This window comes from Pacificispira sp. (assembly GCF_965228185.1).
GTDB lineage: Bacteria > Pseudomonadota > Alphaproteobacteria > UBA8366 > Aestuariispiraceae > Pacificispira.
The window spans coordinates 76,171-89,719 of the sequence record NZ_CBDDHE010000009.1 but is presented as its reverse complement, the minus strand read 5'-3'; the positions used below and the strand labels follow the sequence as shown (position 1 = coordinate 89,719).

At 61.6% G+C, this 13,549-nt stretch carries 12 protein-coding genes; 4 read left to right on the top strand and 8 right to left on the bottom strand.

Annotation, left to right across the window (positions count from 1 at the left end; all coding sequences use genetic code 11):
* Nucleotides 1-49 precede the first annotated feature (49 nt).
* Entirely contained in the window at nucleotides 50-283 is a 234-nt protein-coding gene (locus ACO06O_RS19960; RefSeq protein WP_421883941.1) for a hypothetical protein, read from the bottom strand.
* Between the two features lie 100 nt (nucleotides 284-383).
* A complete protein-coding gene (locus tag ACO06O_RS19955; protein ID WP_421883937.1) occupies nucleotides 384-1,847 on the bottom strand; it encodes an autotransporter outer membrane beta-barrel domain-containing protein in 1,464 nt (487 codons plus the stop codon).
* A 326-nt stretch (nucleotides 1,848-2,173) separates the two neighbouring features.
* Here ACO06O_RS19955 and ACO06O_RS19950 point away from each other — a divergent pair, with 326 nt between their 5' ends.
* On the top strand, nucleotides 2,174-3,541 hold the full coding sequence (locus ACO06O_RS19950) for a sensor histidine kinase (protein ID WP_421883934.1): 1,368 nt from the start codon (nucleotides 2,174-2,176) through the stop codon (nucleotides 3,539-3,541).
* Between the two features lie 147 nt (nucleotides 3,542-3,688).
* Here the strand turns inward: ACO06O_RS19950 and ACO06O_RS19945 are convergent, their stop codons facing one another.
* Together ACO06O_RS19945 and ACO06O_RS19940 are read right to left on the bottom strand one after the other, a co-directional pair.
* Nucleotides 3,689-4,177 (bottom strand): GNAT family N-acetyltransferase, encoded by a 489-nt coding sequence (locus ACO06O_RS19945; RefSeq protein WP_421883931.1) that lies wholly within the window; start codon nucleotides 4,175-4,177, stop codon nucleotides 3,689-3,691.
* Entirely contained in the window at nucleotides 4,174-7,725 is a 3,552-nt protein-coding gene (locus ACO06O_RS19940) for an indolepyruvate ferredoxin oxidoreductase family protein (RefSeq protein ID WP_421883928.1), read from the bottom strand. Before ACO06O_RS19940 ends, ACO06O_RS19945 begins: the two co-directional genes overlap by 4 nt.
* Before the next feature lie 216 nt (nucleotides 7,726-7,941).
* Here ACO06O_RS19940 and dcd point away from each other — a divergent pair, with 216 nt between their 5' ends.
* Together dcd and ACO06O_RS19930 are read left to right on the top strand one after the other, a co-directional pair.
* Nucleotides 7,942-8,505, top strand: coding sequence for a dCTP deaminase (gene dcd / locus ACO06O_RS19935; RefSeq protein ID WP_420420366.1), 564 nt, complete (start codon nucleotides 7,942-7,944; stop codon nucleotides 8,503-8,505).
* Between the two features lie 99 nt (nucleotides 8,506-8,604).
* On the top strand, nucleotides 8,605-9,579 hold the full coding sequence (locus tag ACO06O_RS19930; protein ID WP_421883925.1) for an NAD-dependent epimerase/dehydratase family protein: 975 nt from the start codon (nucleotides 8,605-8,607) through the stop codon (nucleotides 9,577-9,579).
* A gap of 11 nt (nucleotides 9,580-9,590) precedes the next feature.
* Here the strand turns inward: ACO06O_RS19930 and ACO06O_RS19925 are convergent, their stop codons facing one another.
* Both ACO06O_RS19925 and yghU read right to left on the bottom strand, forming a co-directional pair.
* Nucleotides 9,591-10,238, bottom strand: a complete 648-nt coding sequence (locus ACO06O_RS19925; protein WP_421883922.1) for a LysE family translocator — start codon at nucleotides 10,236-10,238, stop codon at nucleotides 9,591-9,593.
* A gap of 125 nt (nucleotides 10,239-10,363) precedes the next feature.
* Nucleotides 10,364-11,230, bottom strand: a complete 867-nt coding sequence (yghU, locus tag ACO06O_RS19920) for a glutathione-dependent disulfide-bond oxidoreductase (RefSeq protein ID WP_421883918.1) — start codon at nucleotides 11,228-11,230, stop codon at nucleotides 10,364-10,366.
* A gap of 244 nt (nucleotides 11,231-11,474) precedes the next feature.
* On the opposite strand from yghU, the gene ACO06O_RS19915 reads away from it, so the two are divergent.
* Complete coding sequence (locus ACO06O_RS19915; RefSeq protein ID WP_421883915.1) at nucleotides 11,475-12,050, top strand: HutD family protein; 576 nt, start codon at nucleotides 11,475-11,477, stop codon at nucleotides 12,048-12,050.
* Nucleotides 12,051-12,072: 22 nt separating this feature from the next.
* On the opposite strand, the gene ACO06O_RS19910 is transcribed toward ACO06O_RS19915, so the two are convergent.
* A complete protein-coding gene (locus tag ACO06O_RS19910) occupies nucleotides 12,073-12,339 on the bottom strand; it encodes a hypothetical protein (protein WP_421883912.1) in 267 nt (88 codons plus the stop codon).
* 283 nt (nucleotides 12,340-12,622) lie between these two features.
* Nucleotides 12,623-13,543: a methylenetetrahydrofolate reductase gene (locus ACO06O_RS19905; RefSeq protein ID WP_421883909.1), complete on the bottom strand. Its 921-nt coding sequence runs from the start codon at nucleotides 13,541-13,543 to the stop codon at nucleotides 12,623-12,625.
* Nucleotides 13,544-13,549: the final 6 nt, after the last annotated feature.

Here is a 13,549-nt window from a genome sequence, read left to right as displayed (position 1 = left end):
GAAGCCCGTGGCGGGAAATACCGCGATGCGATCCGGTCGGGATCAGCGCCTATTCCGTCGTCGCCGTGGCGGTCGTCGTGGATTCGTCGGATGTCGAGGCGTCGGACATCCGATCGGATTCATCCGCCAGCGCTTCCCGGGTCCGGTCCTGGATGGCCTGCACGATGTTCTGCGTGATCGCAGGCGTCACGGACTGCGTGACCAGCGCATTTTGGGCCAGAACCGGGGACGCAATGGCGCCCGTCAGGATCAGTGCGGCGGTAAGAGAAGCGAACCGTTTCATGGGTCAACCTCCTAGGGTCGATGGGTTCAATCCTACTCCTGCCCAGAGAGATGGGGCGCGATTGACGGGAATGCAAGTTCGGCCGGCCGGCCGGCAAGGATCAGAAACTGAGATGCCCGGAAAGGCGGACACCCTTGTCCCGTTCGGCCCAATGCGCGACCGACCCGTGGGACAGGGCATAGTCGCCCGACAGATAGGTCGTCAGGCCCATGGAGACGGCTTGGTCGTCATTGCGGTAATGGACCCCCAGATCGGTGCGGAAAGTATCCTGCGTGGTCGAGACCGTCAGGCCCGGGGACACCGCGCCGCCGCCGAACAGATCCGTGTCGATATCCATCGCCAGCGTGCCCCGCAATCGCTGGTCCGGCGTCTCCTGGAAGCCCAGTATCGAATACCCTTCCAGCGATGCGCGCAGGTCGGCATCTTCGTCCACGAAGCGTAGGCCTCCGCCAAACTCCCCAAAGAAACCGTCATTTTCGATCCGGTCCAACAGATCCGCTTGCAGGTCGCCAATCAGATAGGGCTCCAATCCGATATCGTCGGATAGCGAGAAGAGGTAGGCAATTTCGCCGTCACCGGTCAGCCGGGCGAAATCGGCATCCGGTCCGCCGATGCCTGACGAAAAGCTGTCTTCATATCGTACGGAGCGGATGAACCCTGTCGATCCGGACAGGCGCAGCCCATCGATCGTACAAATGCCGGTCGACGCCGCCGCGTTCAGCGCGACATAGGCTGAGATCGCATCCGACCGGTCCATTCCGTCCTGCGTGCCGACTGCCGCGATGCGACGGATGTCGAAACGGGTCACCCCGGCGCTGGCGCTGAGATCCAGCCAGGCATTCGGCCGGAACAGGAGATAAGGCGCGACGCCGAAAGCCGTTTCGTCGTGAATGCCGCCGGGATTGGTCACGGAGACATGAGTGTCGCTATAGGTCATGGAGACCCCCGCCAGCGTCGTGGCGTTCAGCCAGGCGTCTCCGCCGGCGCTCAGCGCGATGGTGTCGCCGTCGAAGCCGGATCCTGTTCCGGGGGCTACGGGTGTCGACGATCCGTCGAGCCAAAGGCTCAGGCGCGCGCGCTTCGCCAGTTTGGGGCTGACTTGGGGTGCGCGCTTCACCGTCCCGTCCTGATCGCGGTACTCATAGTGGCGGCGGGACGAAAACAGGCCCGTCCGAAGGGCGGAGTCCGACGCCAGATAGGGTAGAATGGTCTTCAATGCGCCACGCTGCGTCTTGTGGCCGATTGTTTCCTGGTTCCGGCTCAGGCGTTCCGGCCGCAGGCGGGCATAGGGTGTGACCGGTGACAGGATATCCCCCGACCCGTGAAATGCCGCCGGACGTGCAGCGGCGTCACGTGGACCGATCTCCCGGTCGGATGCTCCGGGTGCGGCGATCCGAGTCAGATGAGACAGGATGGCGTCGTCGGTCCGCATCGCGTTGGTCGCGTTCACATGGGTCGATACCGCGGATACCCGCCCCGACGCGACGCCTGTTTCCGGCGAGGCCAACAACAAAGCGGCGACCGCAAGAGCGATACCCAAGTGAATCGGCAAGTTGCTGCGCATCTGCCCATACCCCAAGTCGGATATTCGTGTGACAAAGTGATGTTCATTCATGTCCTATAGGTAATGGGGGAGAATCAATTGATAATATTGATGAGTTATGAGTAAAATTATGTAATGGCAAAGTTGCAACATAGTAATGATTCTGGAAAACAACTGTAGATTACCGAGTGTCCGGACGGCGGGTGGCGCTGGATACATCTTAAAATATGCAGTCCCGTCGGCACGCATTCTTGTGGTTGAAAGTGCACGGCGCGGCGAAAGCATAAGCCTTCATTAAGAATTGCCCCGTAATGTGAAAACATTCGCAAACTGACGGGGTTCGCATCATGGATGCAATCGCACTTGATATAAGAACGATGGCAATCATGGCGGCCTTAACCAGCGTGCTTCAGGCCGTAGCGCTGACAACCTTGTGGCGGGCGGCGCCGCAAGCGCCGGGTCCGCGCGAATGGGCGTTGGGCGGGATTATGCTGGCCCTGGGAATGCTTTTGATTTCCTTCCGAAATCTGGTTCCCGATTGGGCCTCGGTGATCGTTGCGAATGTATTGATCGTTGCCGCTCATGCGGCGTATCTGGCGGGGATTAACACTCACCAGAACCAACGCCCCGACACGCATGTTATTGCTGGTTCGCTGCTCGCGACCGTGGGGCTATTCCTGTGGTTCACCTACTACGAAAACAATGTGTCGGCCCGGATCATCGTCATATCTGCGGTCCTGGTGCTGCTTTCGGCGACGGCGGCCCTTCGGTTGTCGCGGTCAGGGCGGAATCGAAAGCCCAGTGCAGCCTGGCTGGTCGTGGTCATGCTGGGTGCCCATGCCGCGTTTCATCTTCTACGAGGTCTGTACACATTTTTCCTGGATCGAGGCATTTCGGACTTTATGCAGGCTTCGATCGTGCATGGTGCGGCATTCGCCGACGTTGTCATATTCTCATTTGTCGCCGGTCTTGGATTCTCGATCATGACGGTGGCCCGTACCAACGAACGGCTTGCCGATGAACTGGCGTCGCGCACGACCTTGTTGTCGATCATCGCACATGACATTCGCAGCCCATTTACGGCCCTGATCGGCATGACGACGCTGGTATCCACGAGCCTGGAGAAGGGCGATGTGCAGGAGGCGCGAATTCTGACCGGCAAGGTGTCGCGGGCGGCGATGTCGACCCTGAACCTCCTGGAAGACATCTTGGTTTGGAGCAAGGCGGAGTTTAGCGCAACGACCAGGCATGCGTCCCAGATCGCACTTCAGGAACTGGTGGAGAAGAAAGTCCACTTGTTCGAGGAACAGATTCTTCAGAAACGCATCGATGTTCGCATGACACTGAATCAACCAACGGTCTGCCATTACGCTGACGAACTGGAAATGCTGGTCCGAAATTTACTGTCCAATGCGATCAAATTCTGTCCGCCTGAGGGTGAGATCTCCATTGTAACGTCTCCGACCGAACGAGGGGCGGAAATCCAGATATCGAATACAGTTGCGGCGACTCAGTCCATTGAACCAAGTGACGGTGACCGAAAGGGTCAGGCGCAACCCGGCGCGTCGGTCGGAACCGCGGGCGAAATCGGCATGGGGATTGGACTGGATTTGTGCCGGCGTCTTTGTGCAAATGCCGGGCACAATCTGACGATCCGGGCGGACGCAAAGGACACGTTCACCGCGTCACTGTCCGTCAGGGAATTGGCGGCGTAGAGCGGTATGCGTTCAGATGGAACCGCCTGAGATGCCCTCTTCGGTTTCGTGGTTAGGATCGGCGCGCGAGCATCGGAAGCGTGCCGCGACGCGCTCCGGGGAGCCGAAGGCGGCGTCTCAGGTCATTCCATGTGAACGCTTGCCGCTCTAGCGCACGCGGCGTTCCAGCATCACTTCGTTCGGCCGAAACCCGCGCTTTTCATAGGCGGCGGCCGCGCGGTCGTTGCCGACCAGATAGCTGATCATCATCACAGTCATGCCCAGTTCGCGGAAATGCGCTTCCGCGCAGTCCAGCAGCATGTCCAGCAACGGCCCACCCCGATGGACCGGTTCGATCCAAAGGTCGTAGACAAAGCCGACGACCTGATGGTCTGGATACAGGTAGTGGCCGCCCATATCCTCGACCGCGCAGATCATCATGCCGGCGGCGGCGCCTTGCTGTGTTTCCGCGAGGATCATGCGTCCGCGGTTTGCGGCGACCTCCCGGGCAAGATACCGAACATGGGCCTCGGCCCCGTCCGCGCCGGTCCGGCGGCCCGGGTGCAGGGCGTGTTCCACATCACACAGCCCCGCCATGAACCGGGTCAGGACCGGCAGATCCTCCGGAAACGCCGCATCACGCAGAGCGAAGGTCATTCCGCCGCCGCGGATGCCGGGGCCGGACTGGCCGACGGATCGCGGAAATGGGATAGCAATTCGCTTTCCTGTTTCTTCGCCAGGGCGATATGCCGCTCCTTGACGTGACCGAAGCCCCGGATCCGTTCTGGCACGCGGGCCAGTTCGACCGCCGTCGCATAATTCTTCGAAGACAGCTTATCGAAGACTTCCGCCATCAGCGTTTCGTATTCGGTGATCAGGGCGCGCTCGGTCTTGCGTTCCTCGGAATAGCCGAAGATGTCGAAGGGCGTGTTGCGCAAGCCTTTGAGTTTGGCCAGTACCCCGAACGCCTTCATCATCCAGGGGCCGTATTCCTTCTTCTGCAGCTCGCCGGTATCCGGGTCGCGATCCGCGAAAAGCGGCGGAGCCAGATGGAAACGCAGTTTGAAATCGCCCTCGAAGCGCTCCTTGACCGAGCGCATGAAGTCGCCGGACGTATAGAGGCGCGCAACCTCATACTCGTCCTTGATCGCCAGCAGTTTGAAGTAATAGCGGGCGACCGCCTTCGCCAGACTGCCATCCGACTGACCCAACCGGCCTTCCGCCGTGACGGCGCGGTCGACCAGGTCCTTGTAGCGGCGGGCATAGGCTTCGTTCTGATAGTCCTTCAGGAAGGCGATCCGCTTGGCGACGATGTCTTCCAAGGCGGTGGCAACTTCCGGCGCATCCGCGTTCTTCGCCTTTTCCTCGGCCTTGCCGACCAGGTTCATGACGGCTTTCGGATCATGCGCCATGCGGCGGCCCCACAGGAAGGCGCGCTTGTTCGCCTCGACCGCAACGCCGTTCAGCTCGATGGCTTTCTCCAAGGCCGCGCCGCTGATCGGCACCAGACCCATCTGGAAGGCGACGCCCAGCATGAAGGGGTTGGTCGCGATGCTGTCGCCCATCAGGGCTTCGGCGACCTTCGTACCCGGCAGGAAATGGGCGGCATCCGGACCGACCTGGTCGCGGATGATGCGTTCCATTTCCTCGGTCGGGAACTGCCAGTCCGGGTTCTTGGTGAAGGCGCCGGTGATCGATTCCTGGGTATTGACCACGGCGACGGTCGAACCGCGTTCCGCCTTCGCCATCGCGTCGTTGCCCGAGGCGACGACCATGTCGCAGCCCAGGATCACGTCGGCCCCGCCGGCGGCGATACGCACGGCCTTGATGTCTTCCGGCTTGGCCGCGATGCGGATATGGCTGGTTACCGGGCCGCCCTTCTGCGCCAGGCCGGCCATGTCCAGGATGGAACAGCCCTTGCCCTCCAGATGCGCGGCCATGCCCAACAGCGCGCCGATGGTCACGACGCCCGTGCCGCCGACCCCGGTCAGCAGGATGTCCCAGGGACGCTCGCTCGTCGCCGGGATCTTCGGGTCCGGCAGCGCTTCGAACAGGTCGGACACGCCTGCCGCCTTTGCGGCGCCGGCCGCCGCGCCCTTGCCCTTGCGCGGCTTGCCGCCATGCACGGTGACGAAGGACGGACAGAACCCGTCGACGCAGGAGAAGTCCTTGTTGCAGCTCGACTGATCGATCGCGCGCTTGCGGCCGAATTCGGTTTCCTTCGGGACGACCGACAGGCAGTTGGACTTGACGGAGCAGTCGCCGCAGCCTTCGCAGACCAGCTCGTTGATGAAGGCGCGCTTGGCCGGATCCGGATAGAGCCCGCGCTTGCGGCGGCGGCGTTTCTCGGCGGCACAGGTCTGATCGTAGATGATCGCCGTGCAGCCCGGAATCTCGCGCATTTCCTTCTGCAGCTTGGGCAGTTCGCTGCGATGATGCACCGTGGTGCCGGCAGGGAAATAGCCCGCCGTGGTCGGGTATTTTTCCGGCTCGTCGGACACGACGATCAGGCGTTTGACATTCTCCGCCGCGACCTGGCGTGCCATGGTCGGGACGTCGATCGGCCCGTCATGGGGCTGGCCGCCGGTCATCGCGACCGCGTCGTTGAACAGGATCTTATAGGTGACGTTGACCCCGGCGGAGACTGCCGCGCGGATCGCCAGCAGGCCGGAATGGAAATAGGTGCCGTCGCCCAGATTGACGAAGACATGCTTTTCCGACGTGAACGGCGCCTGGCCGACCCAGGTCAGACCTTCGCCGCCCATCTGGGTGAAGCTCTGCGTATTACGGTCCATCCACAGCGCCATGTAGTGGCAGCCGATGCCGGCCAGCGCGCGGCTGCCGTCGGGCACTTTGGTCGACGTGTTGTGCGGACAACCGGAGCAGAAATAGGGCACGCGCTTGGTGCCGCCCTTGGTTTCGGACAGCGATTTCTCCTTGGATTCCAGGAAGCCGAGCCGGTTCTTGAAATGCTCGTTCGAATCCACCGTCGCGCTGCCGCCCGGCAGTTTCTTCAGGCGGTCGACCAGCACGCGCGCAATTCCCGCCGGGGACAGTTCGCCATAGGACGGCAATTGCAGTTCGCGATTGTCGTTGAACTTGCCGACAACCCGCGGGCGCACGTCTTCGCGCCAGTTATAGAGCTGTTCCTTAAGCTGGTTTTCGATGACCGCCCGCTTTTCCTCGACGACCAGGATTTCCTCAAGGCCCTCGGCGAAATGACGGATGCCTTCGCGTTCCAGCGGCCAGGGCATGCCGACCTTGTAGATCACGATGCCCAGCTTTTCGGCGAAGGCTTCGTCGATATGCAGGTCTTCAAGCGCCTGCATGACGTCCAGATAGCTCTTGCCGGTCGTCACGATACCCAGGCGGCGGTTCTTCCCGCCGATGACTTCGTAATTCAGGTTGTTGGCGCGCGCATAAGCCAGCGCGGCGTAGAGCCGGTGCTTGTGCAGGCGTTCCTCTTCTTCCAGCGGCTGGTGGATCGATGCGCGGATGTTCAGCCCGTCCGGCGGCATCTGGAAGTCTTCCGGGATCTTGCTGACGACCCGGTGCGGATCGACATAGACGGAGGCCGAGGTGTCGACCGTATCGGCCAGGGTCTTGAAGGCGACCCAGACGCCGGCATAGCGTGACATGGCCCAGCCATGCAGACCCATGTCCAGGAATTCCTGAACATTCGCCGGGTGCAGAACCGGGATCATCGCGTCCATGAACGCGTATTCGGTCTGGTGCGCCGTCGTGGAAGATTTGCAGGTGTGATCGTCGCCTGCCAGGACCAGCACGCCGCCGTTCTTGGACGTTCCGGCGAGGTTGGCGTGACGGAAGACGTCACCGGTCCGGTCGACACCGGGTCCCTTTCCGTACCAGATGGAAAAGACGCCATCGACCTCGGCACCGGGATACAGGCCGACCTGCTGCGTGCCCCAGACCGCCGTCGCGGCCAGGTCCTCGTTCACGCCCGGCTGGAAATGGATATTGCTTTTTTCCAGAAACTTGCGTGCGCGCCAGAGCTGCTGGTCGAAGCCGCCCAGGGGCGAGCCGCGATAGCCGGAAATGAAACACCCGGTATTCAGCCCCGCCGCCTGGTCCCGGGCGCGCTGCATCAGCGGCAGCCGCACCAGCGCCTGCGTGCCCGTCAGGAACACACGGCCTTCTTCCAGGGTGTACTTGTCGTCCAGGGAAACTTCAGCCAGTTCGGCCATTGCGCACTTCTCCCAGTAGCAAGCCAGCACACTTCTTCTTTTTGTTGAGTATGGTGCCGGGTGGAACCACCCACAAGGGGCGGCACGTCATCTGTCAGTAAAAATAGGTTAGCATTACTGACCTATTTTTTCAACTAAATTGCGATGGCGCTTGCTTTCGATTGCCCTGCAGGCTCGAATCGCGCCGACTTGCGGCAACGGATCAAGGGAGCGGTCATGAAACTATCCGATCGCGATATTCTGAAGCGCATCGAGGAGCGGTCGATCGAAATCGATCCGGCCGACAAGGTGCGATTCGGGCCGGTTTCCATCGACCTGACCCTGGACCGGCGGTTCCTGTATTTCCGCCACGAACAGCTTTCGGTCATCGATGTCGACAAGGGGTTGGGACATCAGGATCCGATGACCCAATACGACGTCCCGGACGGCGAGGCATTCATCCTGCAGCCCAAGGCCTTTGCGCTGGGCGCCACGAAGGAACGGGTGAAGATCCCCGACGATCTGGTCGGCTGGCTCGACGGGCGGTCCAGCCTGGCCAGGATCGGGCTTATGGTCCATGCCACCGCCCATACCCTGGAGCCGGGTTGGAACGGCGTCATCACGCTGGAATTCTTCAACGCCGGCAATATCGCGCTGGCGCTGCGGCCCGGCATGCGGGTCTGCGCCGTCAGTTTCGAGCCGCTGACCTCGCCTGCGTTGAACCCATACGACCGGAAGGAAGGCGCGAAATACGTCAATCAGTCCGGCCCGGTCGCCAGCCGCGTGGGCAGTGACAACTAACGGCGCCCTCGACCGACATTTGAGGATGCACAGCGGGACCGGAAACGGTATATCAGCGCCCGAACGCGTTTCGAAACACCGACGGAAATCCATCAGCCCATGACCGTTCTCGTTACCGGCGCCGCTGGCTTTATCGGAAGGGCCGTGTCGCAAGTTCTGCTGGCGCGCGGCGAAAGCGTCCTCGGAATCGACAATCTGAACGACTATTACGACCAGGGTCTGAAGCGCGCCCGCCTGGCGACGCTGACCGATCAGAAGGGTTTCTCCTTCCGGGAACTGGATATTGCCGAGACAGACGACATCCTGGCGCTGAGGGATGCGGGGATCAAACGCATCGTGCATCTGGCGGCCCAGGCCGGCGTCCGCTATTCGCTGAAGAATCCCTATGCCTATGCCCGCGCCAATCTGCTGGGCCATTTGAACATCATGGAACTGGCGCGCGGGACGGACGGGCTGGAGCATATGGTCTATGCTTCCTCCTCCTCGGTCTATGGCGGCAATACGAAGGTGCCGTTCTCCGTCGACGACCGAACCGACACGCCGGTGTCGCTCTATGCGGCGACCAAGCGGTCCGACGAGCTGATGAGCCATTCCTACAGCCATCTCTACCGGATCCCGATGACCGGGCTGCGCTTCTTTACCGTCTATGGCCCGTGGGGCCGCCCGGACATGGCGGCCTGGATCTTTACCGAGAAGATGCTGAAGGGCGAGGCGATCCCGGTCTTCAACAATGGCGAGATGAAGCGCGACTTCACCTTTATCGACGATATCGTCGCCGGTGTGGTCGCCGTGCTGGACGGGCCGCCGAAAGATTCGGAAGGCCAGGTCCCGCACCGGGTCTACAATATCGGCAACAATCGCTGCGAACCGCTGATGCGGTTGATCGAAGTGCTGGAAGACGCGCTGGGCATGAAGGCCAAGAAGGATTTCCAGCCGATGCAGCCGGGTGACGTCCAGGCGACCTATGCCGATATCGACGCCATCGCCAATGATTTCGGCTATGCGCCGACGACGCCGATCGATGTCGGGATCCCCAAATTCGTCGAATGGTATAAGGCCTATAAGGGGCTGTAACGCCCGGGTACTTACCGTTCGGCCAGGGCCAGGCGCGCCGCGAAACCGGCGAAGGCGGCGGCAAAGCCGCGTTTTAGCCATTTCGTCACCGATTCCGAGGCCAGTATCCGATGCCGCACGGCATTGGCCAGCAGCCCGTATCCGATGAACACGATAAAGGTCAGCGCCATGAAGACGGCGGCCAGCACCAGGATATGGGGCAGGGATCCCGGTGTCGCGGCCGGCACGAATTGCGGAATGAAGGCCAGGAAGAAGATCGACAGTTTCGGGTTCAGGACGTTGATCAAGCCGCCGCGCAGGGCGATTCCGCCCAGGTCGCGCCAGACGCCCCGCCCGGACTTCCGGGCGCTGTCGTCCAGCTCCATCCGGCCGCCGTCACGCAGCATGCCCCAGGCGAGATAGAGCAGATAGAGAATGCCCAGGATCTTAACGACCTGAAAGGCCAATGCGCTGGCATGCAGCAGGGCCGCGAGCCCCAGAAGGCTGGCCGCCAGATGCGGGACAATCCCCATCGTGCAGCCGAAAGCCGCCGCAATGCTGGGCACGCCGCCGCGAAAAACGCCGGTGGACACCGTATAGATGACGCCGGTACCGGGGGCGAGCACGACAAGGGTGGCGGTGATCAGGTACTCGACGGTGATGATGTCCAGGACCGGCATGACCTTCCTCTCCCCATTCGGTGCGCCGCAATCCTACCGTGTTTGCAAAGGAAGGCTACCGGAAAGGCGGATGCGCCGACGAAGGACCGCCGGCGCATCCCAGATACTCAAACAACGCGGATGTCTTAGATCCGAACGCCGGTCTTGCCGTCGAAATCGGCGGCGCTATGGCGCTCACGCACCTGCTCGCCATCTTCACCCCAGCCGCGGTTCACGGCGCGGCCCCGGATGACGGCGTCGCGTTGACCGATCTCGCGGGTCCAGCGTTGGACGTGTTCATAGGATTTCACGTCCAGGAAGGTGCCGGCATCGCCATACTGCTTGCCCAGCGCCAGGACGCCGTACCAGGGCCAGGTGGCAATATCGGCGATCGTGTATTCGTCGCCCGCCAGATACTTGTTTTCCGCCAGATGCCGGTCCAGCACGTCCAACTGGCGCTTCACCTCCATGGCGAAGCGGTTGATCGGATATTCCCACTGTTCCGGCGCGTAGTAATAGAAATGGCCGAATCCGCCGCCCAGATAGGGCGCGCTGCCCATCTGCCAGAACAGCCAGTTCATGGTCTCGACGCGGGCCTTACCGTCGGACGGCAGGAAGGCACCGAACTTTTCCGCCAGATAGAACAGGATCGAGGCGGATTCGAAGACGCGGGTGCCCGGATTGGTGCTGCGGTCCAATAGGGCGGGGATCTTGGAGTTCGGGTTGACCTCGACAAAGCCGCTGCCGAATTGGTCGCCTTCGCCGATATCGATGTACCAGGCATCGTATTCCGCGCCCTTGTGCCCGGCGGCCAGCAATTCCTCCAGCATCACCGTCACCTTGACACCGTTCGGTGTCGCCAGCGAATAGAGCTGCAGCGCGTGGTCGCCGACCGGCAGTTCCTTGTCATGGGTGGCGCCCGCAATCGGACGGTTTGTGCTGGCGAACTTGCCGCCGCTGGCCTTGTCCCAAGTCCAGACCTTGGGCGGCGTATAGGTGTTGGTATCGCTCATCTCTGTCCCCTCGCTCTTCGAGTATCTTGCGGCGCCTTGTTCAATCACGGTGCCGGGCATCCGACAAGGTTGGGTCTATGTCGCGTACAAACAAGGTTTTGGAACAAATGTTCCAGTTCAAGGACCTGTGCCGACCGTGGCAGTGCCTTCGATTTATGACCGGTGCTAGCGCAGGGCGCATGCTATTCGCCGCCGGACACGCTATGAATGGGCTTCGAAATTTGTTTCAGGCGCAGGTATCGGTATGAAGATTCTAAGACGTGAGAGCTATCGGCGCGTGCCCTGGCGCAATGGTGCCGGTGAGACCGAGGAAATAGCCCTTTTCGCCGCGCCGGACGGGTCAGGGGATTTCGACTGGCGCATTTCGATGGCGCCGGTCCTGACCGCCGGCCCGTTCTCGGAATTTCCCGCGATCGACCGTATCCTTACCGTCATTGAAGGGGCCGGTCTACGGCTCGAATGGACCGACGGTGTACCCGCGGGCGGGCTGGATTGCTTGCCGGGAATGCCGGTCTCCTTTCCGGGCGACCGACCTTGCAAGGCATCGCTGTTGGGCGGTCCAATCGTTGATTTAAACGTCATGACCCGCCGCGGTCGATGGCAGGCGTCAGTGCGACGAACAAGTGAACTGAGCCGCGAGCCGACGGCAGCCCATCATTTGTTCTTCGCACTGGAGGGGCCGGTCGGCGCGCGGGTCGACGGCACGGAGGTCACGCTGTCCGATAAGGACACGCTGTGGCTCTCCGCGCCATTTCCCCGTGAAGTCACGCTGGACGGAACCTGGCTGGATATACAGCTATCGCCGGTTCCGCCCGCGTGACAGGGCATTCAGTCGGCCGCCGTTATTCCTGGGCCGTCATGCCGCGTACGATCCCCAGCAGCTTTTCGGCGAAAACGAAGTTCGCCTGAGTGCACAGGTGATCGGCGATCTGAATCATGCTGTGCGCTTCTTCTTTCGCCTTGCCGGTGATCGAAGCTTGATCCGTCGAACTGCGGGCGTCGGCGACGGCCTGAAGGCAGGTCTTCTTGTCGGTCACGGTCTGTGCAGAGGCCGACAGAAGGGGTGCGGCCACAAGAATGGCCACGAGGGGAAGGGCATAGAATTTCATGTGATGACTCCACCCGGCGGATTGTTCGGGCGATAGGTGGTGCGGGACATCCCGGCACCCACCCGAAGCGCCACGCCGCCGCGCGCGCCTGGCGGAATTACACATAATGGCGTGAAATTGTCTATTGGGATGTGGGGCAATTGTTACGCGCCCGGAACATACCCGTCATGCAGCTGCATTCTACCGCCCGGTTGTCGACCTCAGTACCGGAAATGCAATGGGCCGCCGAATGGCGGCCCATGAGTTTCGGAAACAATTCCCGGCGCCAGGAGGCGCATGCACATCACTCGACGGCATAGTCCGTCTTGAAGCCGCCCTTCTTGTTCAGCTCGAACTTACCGTCCTGGACGGCATAGAGCCAGGCGGCGGATTTCTTCAGGCCGCCGAGCGGGTAGAGGTGGCTCTGAACGATGCCGCAGCTGGGGTCCGTCGCCTTGTAGACAGCCAAGTCCCGGATCAGCTTGTCCGGCTCGCTGACGCTCATCAGCTTGGCGACGTTGCGGGCCTGTTTGGCGATGAAGCGCATGGAATTGCCGATACCGCAGGCCTGGGCGTGCTTCATCAGCGTCTTGATCGTGGCCAGGCCCGGGATGCCGATATGGATCGGCAACTCGTTGCCTTCGGCGCGGATCTTGCGGTCCCAGGCGATCAGCGGCTCGGCCTCGAAGCAGAACTGCGTCGCGATATAGAAATGCATCGGGCTCTGCTTGGCATAGGCGTTCTTGTCCAGCATGGCGCGAACGACTTCGGCTTCCGGAATGTCCGGGCTGCCCTCCGGGTGACCGGCGACACCCAGACTCTTGATGCCGTACTTCTCGAACAGGCCGAGGCGCAGAATCTGCATCGATTCCGTGAACTCACCGACCGGGTTGTCGACCCCGCCGCCGATCAGCAGTGCTTCCTCGACGCCCGTCTCGGCGGTCAGCATCTTCAGGTTCTCTTCGAAGAAGGCCTTGGACGGGATGGACCGCGCCGCGAAATGCGGTACCGGGCGCATGCCCTGATCCTTCAGCTTCTTGACCGTCGTGACCGTGTCGCGGAAATCGGAGCCCGGCAGAAAGGTGACATAGACGATCTGGTTGTCGCGCAGGACTTCACGGAAGTCCTCGATCTTGGCAGCCCCGCCCGGCGTGACTTCCAGGGTGGTCGTGCTCATGAAATCGATGATCTGGTCGACCTCGGACATGGTCTTGGGCTCCGTCATGGCGCG

Excerpts from the sequence above, each read along its gene's own strand:
- ACO06O_RS19960 (WP_421883941.1), bottom strand. The coding sequence starts at position 283 with ATGAAACGGTTCGCTTCTCTTACCGCCGCACTGATCCTGACGGGCGCC.
- ACO06O_RS19955 (WP_421883937.1), bottom strand. The coding sequence starts at position 1,847 with ATGCGCAGCAACTTGCCGATTCACTTGGGTATCGCTCTTGCGGTCGCC.
- ACO06O_RS19950 (WP_421883934.1), top strand. The coding sequence starts at position 2,174 with ATGGATGCAATCGCACTTGATATAAGAACGATGGCAATCATGGCGGCC.
- ACO06O_RS19945 (WP_421883931.1), bottom strand. The coding sequence starts at position 4,177 with ATGACCTTCGCTCTGCGTGATGCGGCGTTTCCGGAGGATCTGCCGGTC.
- ACO06O_RS19940 (WP_421883928.1), bottom strand. The coding sequence starts at position 7,725 with ATGGCCGAACTGGCTGAAGTTTCCCTGGACGACAAGTACACCCTGGAA.
- dcd (WP_420420366.1), top strand. The coding sequence starts at position 7,942 with ATGAAACTATCCGATCGCGATATTCTGAAGCGCATCGAGGAGCGGTCG.
- ACO06O_RS19930 (WP_421883925.1), top strand. The coding sequence starts at position 8,605 with ATGACCGTTCTCGTTACCGGCGCCGCTGGCTTTATCGGAAGGGCCGTG.
- ACO06O_RS19925 (WP_421883922.1), bottom strand. The coding sequence starts at position 10,238 with ATGCCGGTCCTGGACATCATCACCGTCGAGTACCTGATCACCGCCACC.
- yghU (WP_421883918.1), bottom strand. The coding sequence starts at position 11,230 with ATGAGCGATACCAACACCTATACGCCGCCCAAGGTCTGGACTTGGGAC.
- ACO06O_RS19915 (WP_421883915.1), top strand. The coding sequence starts at position 11,475 with ATGAAGATTCTAAGACGTGAGAGCTATCGGCGCGTGCCCTGGCGCAAT.
- ACO06O_RS19910 (WP_421883912.1), bottom strand. The coding sequence starts at position 12,339 with ATGAAATTCTATGCCCTTCCCCTCGTGGCCATTCTTGTGGCCGCACCC.
- ACO06O_RS19905 (WP_421883909.1), bottom strand. The coding sequence starts at position 13,543 with ATGACGGAGCCCAAGACCATGTCCGAGGTCGACCAGATCATCGATTTC.